This window comes from Pseudomonas brassicae, from assembly GCF_010671725.1.
GTDB lineage: Bacteria > Pseudomonadota > Gammaproteobacteria > Pseudomonadales > Pseudomonadaceae > Aquipseudomonas > Aquipseudomonas brassicae.
Map to the genome: position 1 here is coordinate 1 of NZ_JAAHBU010000227.1, position 24,108 is coordinate 24,108.

Below are 24,108 nucleotides of genomic sequence, written 5' to 3' on the forward strand. Positions count from 1 at the left end.
CCACCGGCAACTTCACCAAGGTGGTGCAGCGCATCCCGGTCAAGCTCACCTTTGCCGCCGACAACCCGCTGCACGGCAGGATTCGCCCGGGCATGTCGGTAACCGCGACCGTCGATATCCGCGCCGATGGCCGGTGATCAACTGATCCGCCCCGCCGGCGAACCGAGCCGACGCGACTGGATCGCGGTGATGAGCGTGATGCTTGGCGCATTCATGGCGGTACTCGACATCCAGATCACCAACTCCTCGCTCAAGGACATCCAGGGCGCGCTGTCGGCAACCCTGGAGGAAGGTTCGTGGATTTCCACCTCCTATCTGGTGGCCGAGATCATCATGATCCCGCTCACCGCCTGGCTGGTGCAGTTGCTGTCCGCCAGACGCCTGGCGGTGTGGGTGTCGGCGGGTTTTCTGGCCTCCTCGCTGCTGTGCTCGATGGCCTGGAACCTGGAAAGCATGATCGTGTTCCGCGCCCTGCAAGGCTTTACCGGCGGCGCGCTGATCCCGCTGGCCTTCACCCTGACGCTGATCAAGCTGCCCGAGCACCATCGCGCCAAGGGCATGGCAATGTTCGCCATGACGGCCACCTTTGCGCCCTCCATCGGCCCCACGCTGGGCGGCTGGCTGACCGAGAACTGGGGCTGGGAGTACATCTTCTACATCAACATTCCGCCTGGGCTGATCATGATCGGCGGCTTGCTGTACGGGCTGGAAAAGAAGGCTTCACATTGGGAACTGCTCAAGAGCACCGACTACACCGGCATCGTAACCCTCGGTGTCGGGCTCGGTTGCCTGCAGGTGTTTCTTGAGGAGGGTCACCGCAAGGACTGGCTCGAGTCGGGACTGATCGTCAGCCTGGGTAGCATCGCCTTGGTCAGCCTCATTACCTTCGTAATCGTGCAGTGTTCAAAACCCAACCCGCTGATCAACCTGCGCATTCTGCAGAATCGCAATTTCGGGCTGTCGAGCATAGCCAGCCTGGGCATGGGCGTGGGCCTGTATGGCTCGATCTACCTGCTGCCGCTGTACCTGGCGCAGATCCAGAACTACAACGCGCTGCAGATCGGTGAAGTGATCATGTGGATGGGCGTGCCGCAGCTGTTTCTGATCCCGCTGGTGCCACAACTGATGAAGGTGATCTCGCCCAAGATCCTCTGCACGCTGGGGTTCGGCCTGTTCGGCCTGGCGAGTTTCAGTTCAGGCGTATTGAATCCGGACTTCGCCGGCACGCAGTTCAACCATATCCAGATCATCCGGGCGCTTGGGCAGCCGATGATCATGGTGACCATCTCGCTGATTGCCACCGCCTATATCCAGCCGCAGGATGCGGGATCGGCGTCGAGCCTGTTCAACATCCTGCGCAACCTGGGCGGGGCGATCGGTATTGCGCTGCTGGCGACACTGCTGGATGCGCGTACCAAAGTGTATTTCGACTACCTGCGCGAGGCAGTGGTGCGACCAATGCGGCGGTGGCCGAACGCCTGGCGCTGTTGACGCAGATGCTGGGCAGCGAAGCGGCGGCGCTGGGCAAGTTGAGCGAGATCACCCACCAGCAGGCGATGATCATGGCCTACAACGACGCGTTCCATTTTGTCGGGATCGGGCTGGCGGTGAGCATGGTGGCGGTGTTGCTGACGAAAAAGCTGCCGCAGGGATTGAAGGCGGGTGAGGCCCACTAGGTTGCGGTGAATGCTTCGCTGGCAAGCCAGCTCCCACAGGTACCCCGCTGCTCTCAAGTGCAGCGACATACCTGTGGGAGCTGGCTTGCCAGCGAAGGGGCCATCAGACCGTGAGCAGACGCTCACGCAACTGCGCAATCTCGTCGCGCATCTGCGCCGCGGCCTCGAACTCCAGGTCGCGGGCCAGCTGGTACATTTTCTCTTCCAGGGCCTTGATGCGCTTGGCGATCTCGCCCGGCGACCGCAGTTCGGCCTCGTAACGCTCGCGCTCCTCTGCCGCCTTGGCCATGCCCTTGCGCTTCTTGCTGCGCGAGCCCGGCACATTGGCGCCCTCCATGATGTCGGTGATGTCCTTGACCACGCCCCTGGGCACGATGCCGCTGGCCTCGTTGAACGCGATCTGCTTGTCGCGCCTGCGCTCGGTCTCGCCGATGGCCCGCTCCATGGAGCCCGTCATGTTGTCCGCGTACAGGATCGCCCGGCCATTGAGGTTACGCGCCGCCCGACCGATGGTCTGGATCAGCGAACGCTCCGAGCGCAGGAAACCTTCCTTGTCCGCATCGAGGATCGCCACCAGCGACACCTCAGGCATGTCAAGGCCCTCACGCAGAAGGTTGATCCCCACCAGCACATCGAAGGTACCCAGGCGCAGATCGCGAATGATCTCGACGCGCTCCACGGTGTCGATATCCGAATGCAGGTAGCGCACCCGCACGTCGTGATCGGCCAGGTAATCACTGAGGTCCTCGGCCATGCGCTTGGTCAGGGTGGTGACCAGTACGCGCTCCTCCACCGCCACGCGCTTGCGAATCTCGGACAGCAGGTCGTCGACCTGGGTGGTGGCCGGGCGAATCTCCACCTGCGGATCGACCAGGCCGGTGGGACGCACCACCTGCTCCACCACGCGACCGGCATGCTCGGCTTCGTAATTGCCTGGGGTGGCCGACACGAAGATGGTCTGCGGACTGACCGCCTCCCATTCGTCAAAACGCATCGGCCGGTTGTCCAGCGCCGAGGGCAGGCGGAAACCGTACTCCACCAGGGTTTCCTTGCGCGAACGGTCGCCCTTGTACATGGCACCGACCTGCGGAACGCTGACGTGGGATTCATCGATCACCAGCAGCGCATCGGCGGGCAGGTAGTCATAGAGGGTCGGTGGTGGCGCGCCGGCGGGCGCCCCGACAGGTAGCGCGAGTAGTTTTCGATGCCGTTGCAGTAGCCCAGCTCCAGGATCATCTCCAGGTCGAAACGGGTGCGCTGCTCCAGCCGCTGGGCCTCCACCAGCTTGTTGTGCTTGTGCAGGTACTCCAGGCGATCCTCGAGCTCCTCCTTGATACCCTCCATCGCATCCAGCAGGGTCTCGCGCGGGGTGACGTAGTGGCTCTTGGGATAGAAGGTGAAACGCGGCAGCTTGCGGATCACCTCGCCGGTGAGCGGGTCGAACGCGGCAATGTTCTCGACTTCATCGTCGAACAGTTCGATACGGATCGCCTCCAGGTCCGATTCGGCCGGGAAGATGTCGATCACGTCGCCGCGCACACGGAAGGTGGCACGGGCAAAGTCCATGTCGTTGCGGGTGTATTGCAGGTCGGCCAGGCGGCGCAACAGGGCACGCTGGTCGAGCTTGTCGCCACGGTCCACGTGCAACACCATCTTCAGGTAGCTTTCCGGGCTGCCCAGGCCGTAGATACACGACACGGTGGTGACGATGATGGCGTCGCGCCGCTCCAGCAACGCCTTGGTGGCCGACAGGCGCATCTGCTCGATATGGTCGTTGATCGAGGCGTCCTTCTCGATGAAGGTGTCAGAGGACGGCACATAGGCTTCGGGCTGGTAGTAGTCGTAGTAGGAAACGAAATACTCCACCGCGTTGTTCGGGAAGAACGACTTGAACTCGCCATACAACTGCGCCGCCAGGGTCTTGTTCGGCGCCAGCACCAGGGTCGGGCGCTGCACCTGGGCAATCACGTTGGCGATGCTGAAGGTCTTGCCCGACCCCGTCACCCCGAGCAGGGTCTGGTGCGCCAGCCCGGCCTCGATGCCCTCGACCATCAGGCGAATGGCTTCGGGCTGATCGCCGGCCGGCTGGAAACGGGTGACGAGCTGAAACTCGGACATGACGAACCCCTGAAGTGAGCGCAGACAAGCAACTGTATCTATAGACAGTACTTATACCGAATTAGTGGTCCACGACGCCAGTTTCAAGGCAAACGCCGAGGGTTTTCCCAGTATTGACCCGGCCGTGCGACTAACGGTCGAAAAATATTCGCGCAAACAGCAGGAAAAGCTGCGACAGACTGTCGCCGTGACCGATGGGTATCACTATACTGACTCCCCGTTTGTGCACCGCTCTAGTGCATCCGACTGGAGCGTGCGGCCCCCTATCACTCTCCAATCAGAGCCAAGGTAATAATGAGCCTGTTTTCCGCTGTCGAGCTGGCACCACGCGACCCCATTCTGGGCCTCAACGAAGCCTTCAACGCCGATACCCGCGCCCACAAGGTGAACCTGGGCGTGGGCGTGTACTGCAACGAAGAAGGGCGTATTCCACTGCTGCGTGCAGTCATCGAAGCCGAAACCCAACGCGCCGCCCAGCACGCTTCCCGTGGCTACCTGCCGATCGACGGCATCGTGGCCTACGACCAGGCCGTGCAGAAGCTGCTGTTCGGTGCCGACTCGCCCCTGCTGGCCGCTGGCCGCGTGGTCACCACCCAGGCCGTCGGCGGTACCGGCGCACTGAAGATCGGTGCCGACTTCCTCAAGCAGCTGTCGCCCAACGCTACCGTGGCCATCAGCGACCCGAGCTGGGAAAACCACCGCGCCCTGTTTGAAACCGCCGGTTTCCCGGTACAGAACTACCGTTACTACGACGCCGCCACCCACGACGTGAACCGTGCCGGCATGCTCGAAGACCTGAACGCGCTGCCCGCCGGCTCGATCATCGTGCTGCACGCCTGCTGCCACAACCCGACCGGCGTCGACCTGAGCCCGTCGGACTGGAAGAACGTGCTTGAGGTGGTCAAGGCCAAGGGCCATATCCCGTTCCTCGACATGGCCTACCAGGGCTTTGGCGAAGGCATCGCCGAAGACGCCGCCGCCGTGCGCCTGTTCGCCGAATCGGGCCTGGACTTCTTCGTGTCCAGCTCGTTCTCCAAGTCGTTCTCGCTGTACGGCGAGCGTGTCGGCGCGCTGTCGATCGTCACCGAGTCCAAGGAAGAAGCCACCCGCGTACTGTCGCAGGTCAAGCGCGTGATCCGCACCAACTACTCCAACCCGCCTACCCACGGCGCGACCATCGTCGCCACCGTGCTCAACAGCCCTGAGCTGCGTGCCATGTGGGAAGCCGAGCTTGCCGAAATGCGCCTGCGCATCCACGGCATGCGCAAGCAGATGGTCGAGCTGCTCAAGCAGTACGGCGCCCAGCAGGACTTCAGCTTCGTCGGTCGCCAGTGCGGCATGTTCTCCTACTCGGGCTTGACCGTTGAGCAGGTGGCGCGCCTGAAGGACGAGCACGCATCTATGCTCTGGATACCGGTCGTATCTGTGTCGCCTCGTTGAACCAGAACAACATCCACGTGGTGACCAAGGCCATCGTCGAGGTCCTGTAATACCCGATTGCGCGGGGGGAGCTTGACTTCCCCTTAGCAATCAGTAAGATACGCCACAGATTCCGCGATAGCTCAGTCGGTAGAGCAAATGACTGTTAATCATTGGGTCCCAGGTTCGAGTCCTGGTCGCGGAGCCAAATACAGCTTCAGAGTGGCACTCGATTGCTCTGAAACACTCGAAAAAACCCGCCTTATGGCGGTTTTTTTCGTTTCTATCCCCCTGTCGGCGTGACGCGCAGCACAGTCAATAGACCCGTCAAATGGCGAGTACCCTGGAACACATATCGATAAAAGCACGCAGCTTTGGCTGGTTTCTGACTGCTTTTGAGAAATACAGGTACAGCCCATCGTTGCCAGGGGAATACTCAAGGAGCGCCGACTCAAGGGTGCCGTCGGCCAGTTCGCGTGACGTGTGAAAGGTGGAAGAGTAGATAAGCCCAACACCCTGAACGGCAAGGCGGCGCATCAGTTCTCCATCATTGACGGTGAATGGGCCACTCGGATCGATCCTTACACTTTCGTTATTCTCCACAAACTCCCATCGGTAGATATCGCCCTTCTCCGGCCGACGAAAACGAATGCATTCGTGGCGCACAAGATCGCTGGGGACGGCCGGTTTTCCGTGCGCCTTGAAATAGGCGGGCGATCCGAACACTGCCCACTGGAAAGGCCTGGAAAGCCTTACCGCAATCATGTCTTGCTCAATGTAGGAGCCGATCAGGATACCTGCGTCGTAACCTTCAGAGACGAAATGGTCATGACGGTTGCTGACCGTGATATCCACATTCAAATTGGGCCAGGCTTCTCTAAATGCGGGGAGCAGAGGCTCGATGACATGCGGCAAGGCCAGGCGCTCCACGATCAGTCTCAATGTTCCCGAAGGTGCCTTTGCCGACTGCGCAGCATCCTCGAGCCCGGTGGCAATCACCTGTGCCGCCGGCTCGACTTTCAAAAGCAGGTTCGTGCCGGCCTCGGTCAGGGCCATCTTGCGTGTCGTGCGATGGAAAAGCGCCACGCCAAGACGATGCTCCAGCCTCTGCAATGCCTGGCTGACCGAGCCTGGTGTTTTGCCAAGATCAAGCGCGGCCTGGCGAATGCTCATTCGCTTTGAAATGGCTAGAAACGCTGACAATCCATCAAAGCTATCGGGTTGGTTCATCTCGTCTGTTCACACCTGCAGCACGTCAGTCTTCAATTGAAACGGCGCACTGTACGCCGACTTCAAATGGCAATCAATCGAAGGCCATTAGGCTGATTTATTAAACAATGTGTTCGTTTCTGGCTGGTTTTTTGAGCCTTTGGTCACGGATACAGTGGCCCGCACAGCCAACGAATCGAAGGAATGCATATGTGGATTGCCAAATGCCTAGCACACCTCGCAGGCGCAATTGCCGCAATTGTGCTTGCGGCTACCCCCGCCATTGCGCAACAAAGCCTTAAAGACGAGCGAATACTCATCGTGGTTTCGAGCCTGGATAAAAAGGCGCCTGACCGTGTCGGGGGATTCTGGTTTCCGGAGCTTACCCACCCCGTCGAAGTGTTTGATAAAGCCGGCTTGAGTTACGACATTGCGAGCCCAAAAGGTGGCCTGGCACCGTTCGATGGCTTCGACCTGAGCGACCCAGCCACCCTCGACTTCTGGACCAGCCCTGAACACCGGAACAAACTGGCCAACACAACCAGGCTCGCACAGGTCGATCCGTCAAAGTACGCCGCTGTTCTGCTTGTTGGCGGTCACGGCCCGATGTGGGACTTCGTGCACAACCCTGAACTTGATGAGATCGTGCGCAGCATTTATGAGAACAACGGCATTGTCAGCGCCGTATGCCACGGCCCAGCAGGCTTGCTCGAGGTAAAACTCAGCAATGGCCAGCAACTGATCAAAGGTCGCCGACTGACGGGCTTCACCGCCGAAGAAGAGCGCGCGCGCGAGTACGACAAGATCGTTCCTTTTGAACTGGAGAACGCATTGAAGCGTGCTGGCGCAACATTTGAAGAAGCCCCCCCGTTCGAAAATCTCGTCGTGGTCGATGGCCGCCTAGTCACGGGCCAGAATCCGGCTTCAGCCAAGACCCTCGCAGAAGCCGTGGCCAAAGCCCTTCGTTCGAAGGCCATATGAATCAGCGTGATCCTGGTGCCGGGCGACATGAGACCGACGCCAGGTCGACTGCCCACGACTCACAGGAGAGACACGCCATGCAGCGTTTCAAGGCCCTATTGAGGCACGCCACTTTACTGGGTGTGTTCTGGACACTGCAGTTGGGCACCTGCGCCAATGCTGCCGATCTGCAGGTATTGGCCACGACAGCACTGAAGCCCTTTTTCGAGCAGATGATCCCCGACATTGAAAAGACAACCGGACATCACTTGATGTTTACCTGGGGCGCATCGTCGGGAACGGCTGCCGATACGCTGCCCGTACACATCAGAAACGCAGAGCCAGACGCAGAGGTGGGGATACAGCAGATCAGCGAGCTTATGGCGGTACCGGGCATTCAGGTCCTCGGGCCGCTTCCAGAGGAGGTTCAACGGGTCAATGTGATAGCTGCAGCGGTGGCGACTCATGCGGTGCAACCAAAGGCGGCAGAAAATCTGATTGCCTTCCTGCAAGGCGCTCACGCCGCCAGCAGGCTGAAAGCGTCAGGATTCGACCCCGCCATTGCACAATAGGCCTTGAAGGCGCTATGACAGGAAACCCGATGCCCACGCAGGCTCAAGCCTGCCCGATCGGGAAGAACTGCCCCCCACTCCACACACCGAGCCACTGCTCGCCATCGACTTCGCGGGGCACTGCCAGCTCTACCAGCTGGTAGAACACGCTACGGTGAATCAGCGCTTCGAGATTGGTACGCAGATGCACGTAGGGCGACGGCTCCTGGGTGTGCGGATCGATCACGAACGCAGCGGATGCTCAGGCCCCGCCTCGACCACGTCCTCGACATTGCTGGTGAAGCGCAGCACCTGCTGCTCGCCACTGCCCTGCACGTCCATCAGCACGGCCACGAACGGCGCATCGTCGACCGTGATGCCGACTTTCTCCACCGGCGTGACCAGGAAGTAGTCGTCGCCATCACGGCGAATAATGGTAGAAAACAGGCGCACCATCGGCTTGCGCCCGATCGGCGTGCCCAGGTAGTACCAGGTACCGTCACGGGCGATGCGCATGTCGATGGCACCGCAGAAGTCCGGGTTCCACAGGTGCACCGGCGGCAGGCCTTTGCCGGCCGGAATTTGTGCCAACAGGTCGTTGGCCTTGCCGGTGTCCACCATCATCTGCTCCTCAGCGGCTCATGCCCAACAGGCTGCGAGCGTAATCCTCAAGCGGTGCAGCAATCAAATCCTGCGGTTGGTTGTCGTGGAACGTCAGCAAACCGCCACGGCTGCGAATGCGCACGGTATCGATCAGGTAACGCGTGCTGGTCTCGATCAACATCAGCTGGATCACGCCGGTATCGATACCCAGGCGATCGACAGCCTGCTCGTCGTACCATTCGTCGCCGTTGCCGATACGGTTGTCGGCCTTGGCAAAACGCGCGTACAGCAAGTAATGCGCACCGACGTCACGCGCTTCGTTAAGGGCATCTTCAAGGCCCAGAGGCCCTTGAGCGCGGCGCACCAGCGGGAAGTACTCGACAAAGCCCTTGAAGGCCTCTTCAGCCACCACATTGGGCCGCGGGTACGCGCTGCCCGGCGGAACGAACACACCCTGACCGATGAAGATGAAAGAGTCGGGCTGCAAGCGTACCGACAGCGAACGACGGGTTTCGCTGTGGTCGAGCAGACCGGCATCGCTCATGTGGTAGCGGACGCCCTCGCCCATATCACTGACATTCATGCAGCCACCCAGCGCCATCAGCGCCAGCAGCAGAACCAGGCTACGCATCTTTCCTCCAGAAGCCGGTGACGGAAAACCGGCGAACAGCCGCCAGATGCAGGTTTTGCGCCAGCTGGAGGGTTTGCTCAGCCACCAATGATCTTCATCACCGTGGCACCACCGGAAAATGCGACCGCCTGCTTGTCACCCAGGGCCTTCATCAACACGCCCTGCAACGCCGGCAATGCCTGGTGGCGGGGCTTGTCGAGCAGGTCGCCGATAAAATGCCGGTTGCTCGACGACAGGCAGCCGTGCAGCCAACCGGTGGAAGACAGGCGCAGACGCGAACAGGTGCGGCAGAACGGTACGCTCTCGTTGGCAATGATGCCGAAGTAGCCCTGCCCCGGCACCCGGTAGCGCAACGCAGTGGCGTCGACCGGAGCATCGGCCTGGGCATACTCGTGATGCTCGCCGATCAGCTGCAGCAACTGCTCCAGGCTGACGAACTGCTGCAGGAACGCATTGCTGTCCCTGGCCAGGTGCCCCATGCGCATCAGCTCGATAAAGCGCAGTTCGTAGCCTCGCGCCAGGCAGTAGTCGAGCAGCGGCAGCACCTGATCGAGGTTCTGCCCACGCAGCGGCACCATATTGACCTTGACCTTCATGCCCGCGTCGCTGGCCTGCTGCAGCCCTTCCAGTACGCTGGCCAGGTCGCCACCACGGGAAATGCTGCGAAACGCTCCGGCATCCAGGGTATCGAGGGAAACGTTGAGGCGGCGAATGCCGGCGTTCACCAGCAGGGGCAGCTTGCGCGCCAGCAACTGGCCGTTGGTGGTGAGACTGATGTCGTCCAGGCCCAGAGTGGCCACATTGGACAGAAAGGTTTCGAGCTTGGGGCTGACCAGTGGCTCGCCACCGGTGATGCGCAGGCGCTCGATGCCTGCGGCTTCGATCAGGTAGGCGACGGCGCGAGCCATGGCCTCGGCCGACAGTTCATCCTGTGCCGCAACCAGACGCTTGCCGTCCGGCACACAGTAGGTGCAGGCATAGTTGCAGGCCGCGGTGAGGCTGACACGCAAATTGCGAAAACGTCTGCCTTGGCGATCGACAATCATGGAGAACTCCGGCATGGATGAATCGGGCCTGCAAAACCTGACTCAGAAATCAGTTTTTTGCAAGCCTCTTACCTGAGTATATTCCTGCGCAGCGGGGCTCAGTAGCGCAAGAGCGCCAGCGGTGGCTCAGTTGCCGGAAGGTTCGGGGTCGCGCTTGCGCTTGTTGCCCATCCGCACACCGATATCCATGAGGAACTGGAAGAACCCTTCCTGGTCCTCCAGCACATTGCTCCAGAACGGCGAGTGGTACAGCGCCACGGCGCCATGCACCAGGGCCCAGGCCGCGCAATAGTGGAAGTACGGCGGCACGTCCTCGAGCTTGCCCTCGCTGATGCGCCCCTTGATCAACAGCGTGAGGCGCTCAAAGTTGGAGGCACGGATCTTGTGCAACTCCTCGACCATCTCGGGCACCTGATTGCCCTTGACCACCTTCTCTTCCAGGCGGTCGAACAGGCGATAGCGCTGCGGGTCGCGCATGCGAAATTCGAAATAGGCGCGCGACAGGGCTTCCTTGTCACGATCCACATCGGCAGAGTGCAGCAGTTCGTTCAAATCGCGCTCGTAGTCGAGCATCAGGCGCAGGTAGATCTCCGCCTTGGACTTGAAGTGCTTGTAGATCGTGCCTTTGCCGATACCGACAGCGTCAGCGATCATCTCGACGGTGACACTGTCTTCACCCTGTTCAAGAAACAGCTTGAGCGCGGTATCGAGAATTTCTTGCTCACGGCGACGAAACTCACGGACCTTACGAGGTTCTTTCTGCATAAGAAGGACTGGATCAAAATCGAAGCCCGGTATTATGCCTAACTTGCGCCAAAATGCACGGATCATCCGACCATGCCTATGTTTCTTGATGAGTTTGAACAGGCCGACGGCTTGCGTTACCTGAACCACGCCGCCGTGGCGCCCTGGCCCAGACGGGCCGCCGAGGCGGTCAGCCGCTTCGCCAAAGAGAACGTTTTACTGGGTGCACGCGACTATCCGGACTGGATGGCCATGGAGCAACGGCTGCGCGAACGCCTGATGCGCCTGACAAACGCACCCTCGACCGATGACATCGCACTGGTCAAGAACACGTCCGAAGCCCTTTCGTTCGTCGCCTTCGGACTGAACTGGCAACACGGCGACCAGATCGTTATCAGCGACGACGAGTTCCCGTCCAACCGTATCGTGTGGGAGGCCTTGGCCAGCCAGGGGGTGGAAGTGGTGCAAGTCAGCCTCAAGGGAGATGACCCGGAGGGTGCCCTGCTGGCGGCCTGTGGCCCGCAGGTGAAACTGCTGGCGATCAGTGCCGTGCAGTTCGCCAGCGGGCTGCGCCTGGACCTGGTGCGCCTGGGCCAGGGCTGCCGGGGCCGCGGCGTGCTGTTCTGCATCGATGCCATCCAGCAGTTGGGCGCCCTGCCCTTCGACGTACAGGCCTACCAGTGCGACTTCGCCATGGCCGACGGACACAAGTGGATGCTTGGCCCAGAAGGCCTGGGGGTGTTCTATTGCCGTGCCGAGATTCGGCCGCAGCTCAAACTCAGCGAATATGGCTGGCACATGCTCGAACACATGGGTGATTACACCCGCACCGCCTGGGAACCGGCCCACAGTGCCCGCCGTTTCGAATGCGGCAGCCCGAACATGCTGGGCGCCGCGGCACTGGATGCAAGCCTGTCGCTGCTTGAAGACGTCGGCATGGTGCAGGTCGCGGCGGCTATCGAACAACGTGTGCAGTGGCTGTGTGAAGGGCTGCTGGAGATTCCAGGCACGCGCTTGCACAGCCCGCAGATGCCGCAGCGGCGTGCCGGGATCGTGTCGTTCAGCCTCGACGGGGTCGACAATGCCAGGGTTTACCAGCAATTGAAGCAGGCGCAGGTGGTATGCATCCCGCGCGGGCCTGGGGTGAGGTTTTCTCCGCACTTCTATACCGAACGGCGCGTGATCGACGAAACCCTTGCGATTGTGCGGCGCATTGCAGAGCAATGAGTGCTCAACAGGGGTCGACGTATTCCAAATCTGTTTAAAAAACGACCAGCACCTTGTGGAATAGCGCTGAACCTGACCAATACTTGAGGTGTTGGCGCGACGCATCCCCCCAAGTGAAGCGCCGATAAAGGTGAACATGGACCGCTCGCCTTTGTTTTACTCCTAATGGTCTTAACCCGGATTCCCCCCCCCAGAACCCGGGTTTTTTTTGCCTGCATGCAATCACAGCAGCGACTGCTCAATCACCCAGGCTGGCGTCAGCTCGCTGCGCGCACCCGCGCCAACGGGAACAGCCGCCGGAAGTTCTCGGTCGTCTGCGCCGACAGTTGCTCGAAGCTTTCACCGCGCACCAACGCAATGAACTGCGCCACATCGTGCACGTACTCCGGCAGGTTCGACTTGCCCCGGTGCGGGATCGGCGCCAGGTACGGCGAATCCGTTTCCACCAGCAACCGATCAGCCGGCACTTGCCGCGCCACATCGCGCAAGGCATCCGCATTGCGGAACGTGACAATGCCCGACAGTGAAATGTAATACCCAAGGTCCAGTGCCGCCTTGGCCATGTCCCAGTCCTCGGTGAAACAATGCAGCACCCCCGCTTGCGGCAAGGCCGCCTCGCGCAGCAAGGTCAAGGTGTCGGCACGCGCAGCACGGGTATGGATAACCACCGGCTTGCCAGTGACCTGCGCAGCCTCCAGGTGCAAGCGAAACGAGGCCTGCTGTAACTCGGCCGCCTCGGGCTCGTAGTGATAGTCCAGCCCCGTCTCGCCAATCGCCACCACCTGCGGGTGATTCAACTCGCCGAGCAACCAGTCCAGCGCCGGCGCCTCGCCCGGCGCCAGGTCCAGCGGATGGATACCCACCGAGCAATCGACATCCGGATAGCGTTCGGCCAGCGCCTTGACCTGCGCGGCATTCTCGGCGCTCACCCCGATGCACAGGAAATGCCCCACGCCACGGGCCCGCGCAGCGTCAAGCGCAGCGTCCAGTGAGCCACCGTGGGCAGCGAGGTCGAGACGATCAAGGTGACAATGGGAATCTACAAGCATGGGCGTAATGACAACACTTAAAAGGAATGAACGGGGCGCCAGCTCAACGCTGGCCCGGCAACATGGCCCAGGAGGCCAGCAGCGCTTCAAGCAGCAGTACACGGTTGAGGTTAGCCTTGCCCAGCACCTTCTGGCGCTGTGCAAGGATCCAGTCCTGGATCTCCAGCACCTTGCCCTGCGGGCTTTTCTGCGCCAGGTACTGCACGACCTTGCGCATGTCGGACAAGCCCAGGCCCTCTTCATCCCGGGTCAGCTGGTAGCGCAGGATCAGGTTGGACCAGTCGCAGAACCAGTCGAACAGCAACAACAACGGTATGCTGTTCCAGCCTTCGGCCAGTTGAGTGGGCGACTGTTGCTGCTTGAGCAGTTTCTTGACCCCCTCGACCACCTGCGCACGCTGTTCGCGCACGCCCTGGGCCTGCAACCGAACGGCCAGCAACGGCGACCCTGCGGCCAGGCTCAGCAATTCGAGACGCTCGGCCTCATCGCTGTCCGGCAAGGCGCTCGCCAACCAGGCCTCACTCTGCGCCTGGCCGGGCAACGGGCACGCCTGCTGCTGGCAACGGCTCTTGATGGTCGGCAACAAACGGCTGGGCTGGTGACTGACCAGCAGCAGCACGGTATTGCCAGAGGGCTCTTCGAGGCTCTTGAGCAGGGCATTGGCAGCGTTGATGTTCATCGCCTCGACCGGCTCGATGAGGATCACCTTGCGCCCTCCCAACTGGGCGGTTTGCACCACAAAACTGACCAGCTCACGCACCTGATCGACCTTGATCGGCTTGTCCGCCTCTTCAGGCTCCAGAACGTAATTGTCCGGGTGACTGCCCGCCTTCAGCAGCATGCATGACTTGCACTGGCCACAGGCCTGCAACGCCTCTGGGCGCTGGCACAGCAGCAAGGCCATCAACCGCTCGGCCAGGGCACGCTTGCCAATGCCCTGCGGCCCATGCAGCAGATACGCATGGGCGTGCTGGGTACGCCCGGCAAGCTGCTGCCACAACGACGCTTGCCACGGGTAGGCTTCAGCCACGGCAACGCACCAGGATCTGCGGCACGAGGGCATCCAGCGCCAACTGTACCTGGGCCAGCGGCTGCGCCGCGTCTACCAGCTGATAACGCGCCGGATCGGCTGCAGCACGTGCCAGGTAGGCGTGTCGCACGGCCTGGAAGAATGCCTGCCCCTCCTGTTCGAAGCGATCAAGCCGACCACGTGCAGCAGCACGCGCCAGACCGACTTCCACCGGCAGGTCGAACACCAGGGTCAGGTCCGGGCGCAACTCGCCCTGCACGAAACGCTCGAGGGTAGCGATACGCTCTACCGACAGGCCGCGACCACCGCCCTGATAGGCGTAGGTCGCGTCGGTGAAGCGGTCACACAGCACGATGGCGCCACGCGCCAGGGCCGGGCGGATAACCTCTGCCAGGTGCTGGGCACGGGCAGCGAACACCAGCAACAGCTCGGTGTCGGCATCCATCTTTTCGTCACTGGGGGCCAACAGCAGCTCGCGGATTCGCTCGGCCAGCGGCGTGCCACCCGGCTCGCGGGTCAATACAACGTCCAGCCCATGGGCGCGCAGGTGCTCTGCAAGGTATTCGCGGTTGGTGCTCTTGCCCGCGCCTTCGGGACCTTCCAGGGTGATAAACAAGCCGCTCACAGGCAGTCCTTAATCTTGATCATTACGGGGTAGGTTCGCTGGCCGAGGGTTCATCCGGCTGCGGCACTGGCGTCGGTGCGACATCCGTCGGCACCTGAGCCTCGGGCGCCACGCGGGGCGCCGGGCTGGAACGGTAATCGGCGCGACGCTTGATCTGGTACTCGCGCACCGCCGCATTATGCGCATCAAGATCGTCGGAGAACACATGGCTGCCATCGCCGCGCGCGACGAAGTACAGGCTGCTGCCAGCGACGGGGTTGAGCGCCGCATGGATGGCCTCACGCCCGACCATGGCGATCGGCGTCGGCGGCAAGCCGGCGTTTACATAGGTGTTGTAAGGCGTGGATTCACGCAGGTCGGCGCGGGTGATCTTGCCGTTGTAGCGCTCGCCCATGCCATAGATCACCGTGGGGTCGGTTTGCAGCAACATGCCGATCTGCATGCGCCGCACGAAGACGCCGGCGATCTGCCCACGCTCCTGCGGCACACCGGTCTCCTTTTCTACCAGCGACGCCATGATCAGCGCCTGGTAAGGGTCACGGTACGGCAGCGCGGGCGAGCGTGCCGCCCACTCCTTGGCCAGCACCTCTTCGAGGCGGGCATAGGCCTGCTGCAGGAACTCGACGTCACTCATGCCGCGCACAAAACGGTAGGTATCCGGAAAAAAGCGGCCCTCGGGGAACACGCCCGGATGCCCGAGCCTGTCCATCACCTCGCTGTCGCTCAGGCCATCCAGGGTTTGCCGGATCTTCTCATGCCTGGCCAGCGCCGTGCGCACCTGACGGAAGTTCCAGCCTTCGACCAGGGTCATGCTGTACTGCACCACGTTCCCCTGACGCCAGTCCTCGAACAGGTCGCGCACCGTCATGCCTGGGGTCATGCGGTACTCGCCAGTGTGCAGCGGGACGCCGGCCATATTGAAACGCCAGTACAAACGCAGCCAGAACGCGTCATTGATCACACCGTCGCTCTGCATGCGGTAGAACATGCGGTTGGGTGTGGTGCCGGTGGGCACATCGAGCAATTGCTCGCCAGTAAGGTGCAACGACTGCTCCAGCGAGGAGTGCACCTTCCAGGCCGAAAAGCCCAATAGCAGGCCGGCCAGGATCAACCCGGTCTCCAGCAGCAGCAACAGTTTACGTCTCACGAATCAGGCATCCAGTAGCGTACGGGCAATGGCCTGCAGTTTACGGGTGAGCGGGCCCGCCGACCAGTTCAGCTGTTCAAAACAGCGTACCGGCCATACACCATAGACACTGTTGCACAGCAACACCTCGTCGGCCCGCTCCAGATCCGCCAACGACAGATCGACAATGTGGGCGCTGATACCCAACTGGCGCGCAGCGTCCAGCAACGCCGCACGCATTACCCCGGCCACGCCGCAGCGGCCAAGGTCGGCGGTATACAACGCCCCGTCACGCACCAGAAACAGGTTGCTGTAGACACCTTCGATGACGCGCCCGGATACATCGCGCATCAATCCTTCGGCATACTCGCTGCCCTGCCATTCGGCACGCGCCAGTACCTGCTCCAGCCGGTTAAGGTGCTTGAGACCGGCGAGCAAGGGCTGCTCGGCCAGACGGGTTTGACAGGCAAACAGCGTGACCCCCTGTTCGGCGTGATGCGCCGGGTAACGGGCCACGGGATTGCCTTGCAGAATACGTCGGGGGGCTACCCCGGCTGCCGGCGCATAGCCGCGCTGGCTGTCACCGCGCACAACGATCAGCTTGAGCACGCCGTCACCCAGCATGCTGGCATAACGACACACTTCATCGCGGATCAGTGCGTGATCAGCGCTGATTGCCAGGCGCTGGCAACCCAGCGCCAGGCGCTCCAGGTGATACTCAAGCAGCGATGGCCGGCCGGCATGCACGGCGATGGTCTCGAACAACCCATCGCCGTAGGCCAGCCCCCGGCTTTGCAACGCGATCGCGTCTGCCGGCAGGCCATCGACCCAGCTGTGCATTACTCGGCGAACCGGCGGAACACCAGCGAGCCGTTGGTGCCACCAAAACCGAAGGAGTTGGACAACACCACGTCGATCGGCATGCTGCGCGGCTGGTGCGGCACAAAGTCCAGATCGCAACCGGCGTCCGGCTCATCCAGGTTGATGGTCGGCGGCGCCACCTGGCCGTTGATCGCCAGCACACTGAAGATCGCCTCGACTGCGCCGGCGGCGCCCAGCAGGTGACCGGTCATCGACTTGGTCGAGCTGACTGCCAGCGCGTACGCGTGCTCGCCAAACACCGACTTGATCGCCGCCACTTCGGCCAGGTCGCCAGCAGGCGTCGAGGTACCGTGAGCATTGATGTAGTTGACGTCGCTGGCATTGACGCCGGCATCGCGCAGGGCGTTGGCCATGCAGCGTGCCGCACCTGCACCGGTGTCGGGCGGCGAGGTCATGTGGTAGGCGTCGCCACTCATGCCAAAGCCGACCAGTTCGGCATAGATGGTGGCGCCACGGGCCTTGGCATGCTCCAGCTCTTCAAGCACCAGGGCACCGGCACCGTCGGCCAGCACAAAGCCGTCACGCCCCTTGTCCCACGGACGACTGGCACGGGTTGGCTCGTCATTGCGCGTCGACAGCGCCCGCGAGGCGCCGAAACCACCCATGCCCAGACCGCAGGCAGCCATTTCGGCGCCGCCGGCAATCATCACGTCGGCTTCGCCAAAGGCGATGTTGCGTGCCGCCATGCCGATGCAGTGCGTGCCGGTGGTGCAGGCCGTGGCAATGGCGTAATTGGGACCCTGTACACCCAGATGGATCGACAGGAACCCGGAAATCATGTTGATGATCGAACCTGGCACGAAGAATGGCGAAATGCGCCGCGGGCCCTGCTCATGCAGCGTCCGACTGGTTTCTTCGATATTGGTCAGGCCGCCGATGCCCGAACCCATGGCCACGCCGATGCGCTCACGGTTGGCATCGGTGACTTCCAGGCCGGCATTACGCACAGCCTGAAACCCGGCCGCCAGACCGTACTGTATGAACAGATCGAGCTTGCGGGCCTCCTTGACCGACAGGTACTGCTCGACTTCAAAGCCCTTTACCGAGCCGCCAAAACGGGTGGAGTAGGCAGACAGGTCAGTATGCTCGATCAGACCTATGCCACTGCGGCCAGCCAGAATGCCCTGCCAACTGCTTGGCACATCCGTGCCCAGTGGCGACAGCATACCCATACCGGTGACCACGACGCGTCTACGCGACACAGCACTCTCCTTATTCTATGGTCTACATCTCTTGCAAAGAAAAAACCGCACGCCAGTAACGGCAGTGCGGTTTTTCCATGACAAGAAGCGACGACTACAAAGTCTTAAGCCTGGTGGCTGGTGACGTAGTCGATGGCTGCTTGAACAGTAGTGATCTTCTCGGCTTCTTCGTCAGGGATTTCGGTCTCGAATTCCTCTTCCAGAGCCATCACCAGCTCAACGGTGTCAAGGGAATCGGCACCCAGATCTTCTACGAAGGAAGCGGTGTTGACCACTTCTTCTTCTTTAACGCCCAGTTGCTCGGCGACGATTTTCTTGACGCGTTCTTCGATGGTGCTCATACCTAGTTTTCACTCCTAATGGACATATGTCAGGCAGCTGGCCGGTGTGTAAGTTTATAGAAAGACGCCTGCTTTTCAAGCGCAACGCGTCTTTCAAACTTCACACCCACCTGCTGACTAGAATTTGGTTGCAGCTTTATAACGGATTTTAGACAGCTCGTATGACATTTTTTTGAAGCAATCCGTCACATTTAACTACATGTACATCCCGCCGTTGACCGGGACAGTAGCACCGGTCACGTAAGCTGCACCGTCGGAAGCCAGGAACGCAACCACTTTCGCGATCTCGTCGCCTGGCCCAGACGCCCCAGCGGAATCTGGTTCTGCAGCGCTTCACGCTGCGCTTCTGGCAGCTCGCGGGTCATGTCGGTGTCGATGAAGCCAGGGGCTACCGAGTTGACAGTGATCGCACGAGAGCCGACTTCACGCGCCAGGGCACGGCTGAAGCCTTCCAGGCCCGCCTTGGCAGCAGCGTAGTTTACCTGGCCGACGTTGCCCATGGCGCCGACGACCGAACCGATGCTGATGATACGACCCCAACGCGCCTTGGTCATGCCGCGCAGCACGCCCTTGGACAAACGGTAGAGGCTGTTCAGGTTGGTGTCGATGACATCGAACCATTCATCGTCCTTCATGCGCAGCATCAGGTTGTCGCGGGTGATACCGGCGTTGTTGACCAGGATGGTCGGCGCACCGAACTGCTCCTGGATGGCGGCCAGCGTGGCACTGACCGACTCGTCGCTGGTGACATTCAGCTCAAGGCCGGTACCGGCGATGCCATGCTCCTTGAGGGTCGCGGCGATGCGTTCGGCACCCGAGGCGGACGTGGCCGTCCCGATAACGGTAGCGCCCAGACGACCCAGTTCCAGGGCGATCGCCTGGCCAATGCCACGGCTGGCGCCGGTGACCAGTGCAACTTTACCTTGCAGGCTCATGCCAGCTTCTCCTAATCAGGCCAGCGCCGCACGGGTGGCGGCGACAGCATCCGGGGTATTGAGGTTGTAGGTGGTGACGCCGTCGGCGCAACGCTTGTTCAGGCCGGCCAGAACCTTGCCTGGGCCACACTCGACCAACTGTACCGCGCCATTGGCGGCCAGGGTCTGCACGCACTCCACCCAGCGTACCGGCTTGTACAGCTGCTCGAGCAGGTCGCGCTTGAGGGTTTCCAGGTCGGCGGCCACGCCAGCGCTGACATTCTGCACCAGCGGGATCTGCGGGGCCTGCCAGTCGATGGCATTGACCGACTCGGCAAAGCGCTCGGCAGCCGGGCGCATCAGCTCGCAGTGCGACGGCACGCTGACCGGCAGCGGCAGCGCGCGCTTGGCACCTGCGGCCTTGCACGCCTCCATGGCGCGCTCCACGGCAGCCTTGGCGCCGGCGATGACGACCTGGCCAGGGGAGTTGAAGTTGACCGCACTGACCACTTCACCCCGGGCCGCCTCTGCACACAAGGCAACCACAGTGGCATCCTCCAGCCCCAGGATCGCCGCCATGGCGCCCTGCCCGGCCGGTACGGCCTCCTGCATGAGCTCGCCACGCCGCTTGACCAGCTTGACCGCGTCACCCAGGCTCAGGCTGCCCGCCGCGACCAGCGCGCTGTACTCACCCAGGCTGTGCCCGGCGACGAACGCAGGGCGTGCGCCACCTTCGGCCAGCCACAGGCGCCACAGCGCGATGGAGGCGGTGAGGATAGCCGGCTGGGTTTTGTCGGTCTGGTTGAGTTGTTCTTCCGGGCCGTCCTGGGTCAGGGCCCAGAGATCGTAGCCCAGCGCCTCGGAGGCCTCACGGAAGGTATCGATGACCAGCGGGTACTGGGCGCCCAGCTCGGCAAGCATGCCGAGCGATTGCGAACCTTGACCGGGAAAGACGAATGCGAGGGATGCAGACATTGAACAAGCCCCTAATGATCTTGTCGTCGAAAATAGCGCCCAGCCTGGGCTGAGCGCGGGAAAACTGACAATTGGATGGTAACGAGAACCAAGCGGTCACATTTAACCACTTCCTGGAACCGATGACTAAGGCAGCAGATCCTCGAGCCGTCCGTGCAAACGCTGCGGCAGGTTCTCCTGAATCTCGATCAGGGCCCGCTCGATGGCGCTTTGAAAACCCTGTACGCCCGCCGAACCATGGCTTTTGATCACGATCCCTTGCAACCCCAGAAAACTCGCACCGTTATGTCGCGCCGGCGCCAGATCGGCCTTCAGCCGCTTGAGCAGCGGCATCGCCAGCGCACCGATCAGACGCGCCGTCACGCCACTCTTGAACATCGCCTCGATGCGCGCCCCGATCATGGTCGCCAGGCCTTCGCTGGACTTGAGCAGGATATTGCCGACAAAGCCGTCGCATACCACCACATCCGCCTCACCGCGATACAGGCCATCGCCCTCGACAAAGCCGATGTAATTGAGCCCTCGCGCATTCTGCAGCAACGTGGCGGCCAGCTTGACCTGCTGGTTGCCCTTGATGTCTTCGGTGCCAATGTTGAGCAAGGCCACCCTGGGCCGAGGTATGCCCAGCGCCTGCGCCGCCACCGAGCCCATCACGGCAAACTGATACAGGTGCTCGGCGCTGCAATCGACATTCGCACCCAGGTCGAGCAACTGACAGTAGCCGGCCTGGGTCGGAATTGCCGCGACCATCGCCGGCCGGTCAATCCCCGGCAGGGTCTTGAGCACATAACGCGACAACGCCATCAGCGCACCGGTGTTCCCGGCACTCACGCAGGCCTGGACCTTGCCGTCACGCACCAGTTCGAGGGCGATGCGCATTGACGAATCGGGCTTGCCACGCAGCGCCTGGGATGGCCGCTCATCCATGCCGATCACTTCGCTGGCCGGCACAATCTGCAGGCGTGCGCGATCCGCTGCCGACTGGCCAGCGATCAGATCTTCAAGGAGGGAGGGTTGACCGACGAGGGCCAGGTGCAACGAGGGGGTAGCCGACAGGCAAGCAATACTCGCCTGGACAATGCTGCGGGGACCGAAGTCCCCGCCCATTGCGTCAATCGCGATGATCTGAGCGGACAAGGATTACTCGTCAGCGCCCTTGTCGATCACTTTACGACCACGGTATACGCCTTCTGGCGATACGTGGTGACGCAGGTGCACTTCACCGGTGGTTTTCTCTACGGACAGAGCGTTTTCCGAGAGGGCGTCGTGCGAACGGCGCATGTCACGGGCAGAGCGGGATTTTTTGTTCTGCTGAACAGCCATAATTGATTAACTCCTAAACGTTTGGGTCACGCTTTAACTGCGCCAATACACTGAACGGGTTGGACCGCGTTACCTCGTCCTTGCTCGGTTCGGGCTCATCGGCGCCCGCCGGCTGCTGGCATTCTTCCGGATGATGAGCAGGCACAATAGGCAAGGCGAGCAGAAGCTCCTCCTCGACCAGTGCTTGCAGATCCAAAGGATCTTCGCCCAGTTCCAGCACGTCATAACCTTTCGGTAACGACTGGGTATTCGCACCCTCTTTCACCACAGCGTATGTAGATTCGCTGTGGATCGGCAGGGTGACCAGCTCAAGACAACGCTGGCAAACCATTTTGACCTCGACGGTCAGATCACTGTGGATAACCACGCTTTTCTGTTCGTCTCGCTCAAAATCGAATTTAGCCTGCACCGTACCGACAGTGTCGGAAAGCGGGTCGCAGAGTCTCTCCAAATCGGCGAGCTGCAGTGTTCCTTGAAGGGAAACACCACGATCGGCCAATTTGCGCGGGTCAACGTGAGGTGGAATCGGGTCATTCAACATAGGCGCAGCATTCTAGGGATGCCCCCCGCCCCTGTCAAAGGAAATTCGGCCCCGCTCAACATGTTAGAATCATCGGACCTGTTCAGGAGTTCATCATGTTGCCTCTGCTGCTGGCTTCCAGCTCCCCTTATCGGCGCGAATTACTCGCCCGCCTGCAACTGCCCTTCACCTGGGCCGCCCCCGACATCGACGAGCAGCGCCAAGACGAAGAGCCCGCCCTAGAGCTGGTCAAGCGCCTGGCACGCCAGAAGGCCGAGGCACTCGCAAACAGCCATGCACAGCATCTGATCATCGGCTCCGACCAGGTGGCGGTGCTTGGTGAACAGATTCTCGGCAAACCGCATACGTTCGACAAGGCCTGCGAACAATTGCTGGCTGCCAGCGGCAACCATGTCACCTTCCTCACCGGGCTGGCCTTGCTCAACACCCGGACCGGGCACTGCCAGGTCGACTGCGTGCCGTTTACCGTGCACATGCGCGAACTCGACCTGCCGCGCATCGAGCGCTACTTGCGTGCCGAACAGCCGTATGACTGTGCTGGCAGCTTCAAGTGCGAAGGATTGGGCGTCAGCCTGTTCCAGAGCACCCACGGCTGCGACGCGACGAGCCTGGTGGGGCTGCCACTGATCCGACTGGTGGACATGCTGCTCAAGGAGGGCGTGAGCCTCCCCTGAGGGCTTGCAGAACGCATCGAGCACCCCAGCCCCCTGCACACAACAAAAAACCGGCCACAAGGCCGGTTTTTCTGTATACGCAGCAGCTTAGCGCAGCGTCGGCCCCTGGAAGCCCATCCACATCGCCAGATGCTCGGCCACACTGGCACCCAGACGCTTGGAGAAACGATCGAACGGTGACTCCTCGACAGTGAAGTCGACCAAGGTCTTCTCCCCCACCACTTCACGCGCCACGTAGTCGGCATTGCCCAGCGCATCCACCAACCCCAGCTGTACCGCCTGCTCACCCGACCAGATCAAGCCGCTGAACAGCTCCGGATGCTCCTTGTCCTTGAGTCGGTCGCCACGCCCCTGCTTCACGCTCGCGATGAACTGCTTGTGGGTGGTTTCCAGCACGCCCTGCCAGAACGCCGTCTCTTCCGGCTTCTGCGGCTGGAACGGATCGAGGAACGCCTTGTGCTCGCCCGCCGTGTAGGTACGGCGCTCGACACCCAGCTTCTCCATGGTGCCGACAAAGCCGTAGCCCGCCGCCGTCACACCAATGGAACCGACCAGGCTGGCCTTGTCGGCATAGATCTGATCAGCCGCACTGGCGATGTAGTAGGCGCCCGATGCGCCCAGGTCGCTGATGACTGCGTAGACCTTCACCTGCGGCTTGGCGGCCTGCAGGCGACGGATCTCATCGTAGATGTACCCCGACTGCACCGGACTGCCACCCGGGCTATTGATACGCAGCACCACAGCCTTGGTCTTGGCGTCCTCAAAGGCGGCACGCAGGCTGGCGATCACATTGTCGGCACTGGCCGGCTCCTTGTCGGCAATGATCCCGCGCACTTCGATCAGCGCTGTGTGGCTGGCACTGCGCGCTGCGCTCTTGTCCATGTCCATCAGCGGCGAGAACAGCGCAAGAATCCCGAACAGGTACACGAACGTCAGCAGCTTGAAGAAAATCCCCCAGCGCCGGGAGCGACGCTGCTCCTGCACACCCGCCAGCAGGGTTTTCTCGAGCAGCTTCCAGCTCTTTTGATCGTCGTTGCGCTCTGCTTCAGGCGCCTTCCACTCGTCAGTCATGCTTACCTACCCTGGAAATTCGATTGCACAAGCCCGGCTCAACCACGCCTGCAATTGTGAAAAGTGCTGTATGGACAACTGTGGCTCGTAAACGCTCAACGCATCCAGGGACATCGCCCCATGCCCGACCGCTACCGAATGCATTCCCGCATTGCGCGCCATCAGCAGGTC

At 61.5% G+C, this 24,108-nt stretch carries 21 protein-coding genes, 1 tRNA gene and 6 pseudogenes; 8 read left to right on the plus strand and 20 right to left on the minus strand.

Features of this window, described 5'->3' with window-relative positions; translation table 11 throughout:
• Both G3436_RS15975 and G3436_RS15980 read left to right on the plus strand, forming a co-directional pair.
• A pseudogene (locus G3436_RS15975) lies at positions 1-137 on the plus strand (HlyD family secretion protein); the annotation flags it as partial.
• A pseudogene (locus G3436_RS15980) lies at positions 127-1,676 on the plus strand (MDR family MFS transporter). The pseudogenes G3436_RS15975 and G3436_RS15980, both read left to right, overlap by 11 nt.
• A 103-nt stretch (positions 1,677-1,779) precedes the next feature.
• Here the strand turns inward: G3436_RS15980 and uvrB are convergent.
• Positions 1,780-3,794, minus strand: a pseudogene (gene uvrB, locus G3436_RS15985) (excinuclease ABC subunit UvrB).
• 294 nt (positions 3,795-4,088) lie between these two features.
• Here uvrB and G3436_RS15990 point away from each other — a divergent pair.
• Both G3436_RS15990 and G3436_RS15995 read left to right on the plus strand, forming a co-directional pair.
• Positions 4,089-5,284: pseudogene (locus G3436_RS15990) on the plus strand (amino acid aminotransferase).
• 61 nt (positions 5,285-5,345) lie between these two features.
• Positions 5,346-5,421, plus strand: a tRNA-Asn gene (locus G3436_RS15995).
• 119 nt (positions 5,422-5,540) lie between these two features.
• Here G3436_RS15995 and G3436_RS16000 read toward each other — a convergent pair.
• Entirely contained in the window at positions 5,541-6,443 is a 903-nt protein-coding gene (locus G3436_RS16000) for a LysR family transcriptional regulator (RefSeq protein WP_163946701.1), read from the minus strand.
• A gap of 189 nt (positions 6,444-6,632) precedes the next feature.
• Between G3436_RS16000 and G3436_RS16005 the strand changes: the two genes are divergently transcribed.
• Positions 6,633-7,403, plus strand: a complete 771-nt coding sequence (locus tag G3436_RS16005) for a type 1 glutamine amidotransferase domain-containing protein (protein ID WP_243667173.1) — start codon at positions 6,633-6,635, stop codon at positions 7,401-7,403.
• Between the two features lie 77 nt (positions 7,404-7,480).
• The gene (locus G3436_RS16010; RefSeq protein WP_163946707.1) at positions 7,481-7,954 is read left to right on the plus strand and encodes a molybdate ABC transporter substrate-binding protein; all 474 of its coding nucleotides are present in this window, start codon (positions 7,481-7,483) and stop codon (positions 7,952-7,954) included.
• A gap of 43 nt (positions 7,955-7,997) precedes the next feature.
• Here G3436_RS16010 and G3436_RS16015 read toward each other — a convergent pair.
• From G3436_RS16015 to G3436_RS16030, 4 genes and pseudogenes are all read right to left on the minus strand, one after another.
• Positions 7,998-8,554: pseudogene (locus tag G3436_RS16015) on the minus strand (DUF1285 domain-containing protein).
• A 10-nt stretch (positions 8,555-8,564) separates the two neighbouring features.
• On the minus strand, positions 8,565-9,167 hold the full coding sequence (locus G3436_RS16020) for a DUF4823 domain-containing protein (protein ID WP_163946710.1): 603 nt from the start codon (positions 9,165-9,167) through the stop codon (positions 8,565-8,567).
• A 77-nt stretch (positions 9,168-9,244) separates the two neighbouring features.
• Positions 9,245-10,213, minus strand: a complete 969-nt coding sequence (locus tag G3436_RS16025) for a GTP 3',8-cyclase MoaA (protein WP_163946713.1) — start codon at positions 10,211-10,213, stop codon at positions 9,245-9,247.
• Positions 10,214-10,339: 126 nt separating this feature from the next.
• Complete coding sequence (locus G3436_RS16030; protein ID WP_163946716.1) at positions 10,340-10,978, minus strand: TetR/AcrR family transcriptional regulator; 639 nt, start codon at positions 10,976-10,978, stop codon at positions 10,340-10,342.
• Positions 10,979-11,050: 72 nt separating this feature from the next.
• On the opposite strand from G3436_RS16030, the gene G3436_RS16035 reads away from it, so the two are divergent.
• Positions 11,051-12,184 carry an aminotransferase class V-fold PLP-dependent enzyme gene (locus G3436_RS16035; protein ID WP_163946719.1) on the plus strand — a complete coding sequence of 378 codons (1,134 nt, stop codon included), beginning with the start codon at positions 11,051-11,053 and terminating at the stop codon, positions 12,182-12,184.
• A gap of 257 nt (positions 12,185-12,441) precedes the next feature.
• Here the strand turns inward: G3436_RS16035 and G3436_RS16040 are convergent, their stop codons facing one another.
• From G3436_RS16040 to G3436_RS16095, 12 genes and pseudogenes are all read right to left on the minus strand, one after another.
• Positions 12,442-13,233, minus strand: coding sequence for a TatD family hydrolase (locus tag G3436_RS16040; RefSeq protein WP_163946723.1), 792 nt, complete (start codon positions 13,231-13,233; stop codon positions 12,442-12,444).
• 43 nt (positions 13,234-13,276) lie between these two features.
• Positions 13,277-14,263 carry a DNA polymerase III subunit delta' gene (locus G3436_RS16045; RefSeq protein ID WP_163946726.1) on the minus strand — a complete coding sequence of 329 codons (987 nt, stop codon included), beginning with the start codon at positions 14,261-14,263 and terminating at the stop codon, positions 13,277-13,279.
• Positions 14,256-14,888, minus strand: a complete 633-nt coding sequence (gene tmk / locus G3436_RS16050) for a dTMP kinase (protein ID WP_163946729.1) — start codon at positions 14,886-14,888, stop codon at positions 14,256-14,258. Before tmk ends, G3436_RS16045 begins: the two co-directional genes overlap by 8 nt.
• A gap of 22 nt (positions 14,889-14,910) precedes the next feature.
• Positions 14,911-16,035, minus strand: coding sequence for an endolytic transglycosylase MltG (gene mltG, locus G3436_RS16055; RefSeq protein WP_163946732.1), 1,125 nt, complete (start codon positions 16,033-16,035; stop codon positions 14,911-14,913).
• 3 nt (positions 16,036-16,038) lie between these two features.
• Positions 16,039-16,854, minus strand: a complete 816-nt coding sequence (pabC, locus tag G3436_RS16060; RefSeq protein WP_163946736.1) for an aminodeoxychorismate lyase — start codon at positions 16,852-16,854, stop codon at positions 16,039-16,041.
• Positions 16,854-18,098, minus strand: a complete 1,245-nt coding sequence (gene fabF / locus G3436_RS16065) for a beta-ketoacyl-ACP synthase II (RefSeq protein ID WP_163946738.1) — start codon at positions 18,096-18,098, stop codon at positions 16,854-16,856. Before fabF ends, pabC begins: the two co-directional genes overlap by 1 nt.
• A 104-nt stretch (positions 18,099-18,202) precedes the next feature.
• Positions 18,203-18,439 (minus strand): acyl carrier protein, encoded by a 237-nt coding sequence (gene acpP / locus G3436_RS16070; RefSeq protein ID WP_003175607.1) that lies wholly within the window; start codon positions 18,437-18,439, stop codon positions 18,203-18,205.
• Between the two features lie 195 nt (positions 18,440-18,634).
• Positions 18,635-19,374 (minus strand): annotated as a pseudogene (gene fabG, locus G3436_RS16075) (3-oxoacyl-ACP reductase FabG).
• A gap of 15 nt (positions 19,375-19,389) precedes the next feature.
• Positions 19,390-20,328 carry an ACP S-malonyltransferase gene (fabD, locus tag G3436_RS16080; protein WP_163946741.1) on the minus strand — a complete coding sequence of 313 codons (939 nt, stop codon included), beginning with the start codon at positions 20,326-20,328 and terminating at the stop codon, positions 19,390-19,392.
• 126 nt (positions 20,329-20,454) lie between these two features.
• Positions 20,455-21,465: a phosphate acyltransferase PlsX gene (gene plsX, locus G3436_RS16085; RefSeq protein WP_163946745.1), complete on the minus strand. Its 1,011-nt coding sequence runs from the start codon at positions 21,463-21,465 to the stop codon at positions 20,455-20,457.
• Between the two features lie 3 nt (positions 21,466-21,468).
• Positions 21,469-21,651, minus strand: coding sequence for a 50S ribosomal protein L32 (gene rpmF, locus G3436_RS16090; protein WP_010223221.1), 183 nt, complete (start codon positions 21,649-21,651; stop codon positions 21,469-21,471).
• Between the two features lie 13 nt (positions 21,652-21,664).
• Positions 21,665-22,192, minus strand: a complete 528-nt coding sequence (locus G3436_RS16095; RefSeq protein WP_163946747.1) for a YceD family protein — start codon at positions 22,190-22,192, stop codon at positions 21,665-21,667.
• A gap of 95 nt (positions 22,193-22,287) precedes the next feature.
• On the opposite strand from G3436_RS16095, the gene G3436_RS16100 reads away from it, so the two are divergent.
• Positions 22,288-22,866: a Maf family protein gene (locus G3436_RS16100; RefSeq protein WP_163946750.1), complete on the plus strand. Its 579-nt coding sequence runs from the start codon at positions 22,288-22,290 to the stop codon at positions 22,864-22,866.
• Between the two features lie 87 nt (positions 22,867-22,953).
• Here G3436_RS16100 and sppA read toward each other — a convergent pair whose 3' ends face one another.
• Positions 22,954-23,937, minus strand: a complete 984-nt coding sequence (sppA, locus tag G3436_RS16105) for a signal peptide peptidase SppA (RefSeq protein ID WP_163946753.1) — start codon at positions 23,935-23,937, stop codon at positions 22,954-22,956.
• Between the two features lie 6 nt (positions 23,938-23,943).
• Positions 23,944-24,108, minus strand: a 165-nt coding sequence (locus tag G3436_RS27700; RefSeq protein ID WP_420801218.1) for an HAD family hydrolase, incomplete at its 5' end; no start/stop codon positions are given.

Coding starts and splice junctions, on each gene's coding strand:
- G3436_RS16025 (WP_163946713.1), bottom strand. CDS start 10,213: ATGATTGTCGATCGCCAAGGCAGACGTTTTCGCAATTTGCGTGTCAGC.
- sppA (WP_163946753.1), bottom strand. CDS start 23,937: ATGACTGACGAGTGGAAGGCGCCTGAAGCAGAGCGCAACGACGATCAA.
- G3436_RS16000 (WP_163946701.1), bottom strand. CDS start 6,443: ATGAACCAACCCGATAGCTTTGATGGATTGTCAGCGTTTCTAGCCATT.
- G3436_RS16010 (WP_163946707.1), top strand. CDS start 7,481: ATGCAGCGTTTCAAGGCCCTATTGAGGCACGCCACTTTACTGGGTGTG.
- G3436_RS16030 (WP_163946716.1), bottom strand. CDS start 10,978: ATGCAGAAAGAACCTCGTAAGGTCCGTGAGTTTCGTCGCCGTGAGCAA.
- G3436_RS16040 (WP_163946723.1), bottom strand. CDS start 13,233: ATGCTTGTAGATTCCCATTGTCACCTTGATCGTCTCGACCTCGCTGCC.
- G3436_RS16095 (WP_163946747.1), bottom strand. CDS start 22,192: ATGTTGAATGACCCGATTCCACCTCACGTTGACCCGCGCAAATTGGCC.
- fabD (WP_163946741.1), bottom strand. CDS start 20,328: ATGTCTGCATCCCTCGCATTCGTCTTTCCCGGTCAAGGTTCGCAATCG.
- G3436_RS16020 (WP_163946710.1), bottom strand. CDS start 9,167: ATGCGTAGCCTGGTTCTGCTGCTGGCGCTGATGGCGCTGGGTGGCTGC.
- G3436_RS16005 (WP_243667173.1), top strand. CDS start 6,633: ATGTGGATTGCCAAATGCCTAGCACACCTCGCAGGCGCAATTGCCGCA.
- G3436_RS16035 (WP_163946719.1), top strand. CDS start 11,051: ATGCCTATGTTTCTTGATGAGTTTGAACAGGCCGACGGCTTGCGTTAC.
- pabC (WP_163946736.1), bottom strand. CDS start 16,854: ATGCACAGCTGGGTCGATGGCCTGCCGGCAGACGCGATCGCGTTGCAA.
- acpP (WP_003175607.1), bottom strand. CDS start 18,439: ATGAGCACCATCGAAGAACGCGTCAAGAAAATCGTCGCCGAGCAACTG.
- G3436_RS16100 (WP_163946750.1), top strand. CDS start 22,288: ATGTTGCCTCTGCTGCTGGCTTCCAGCTCCCCTTATCGGCGCGAATTA.
- rpmF (WP_010223221.1), bottom strand. CDS start 21,651: ATGGCTGTTCAGCAGAACAAAAAATCCCGCTCTGCCCGTGACATGCGC.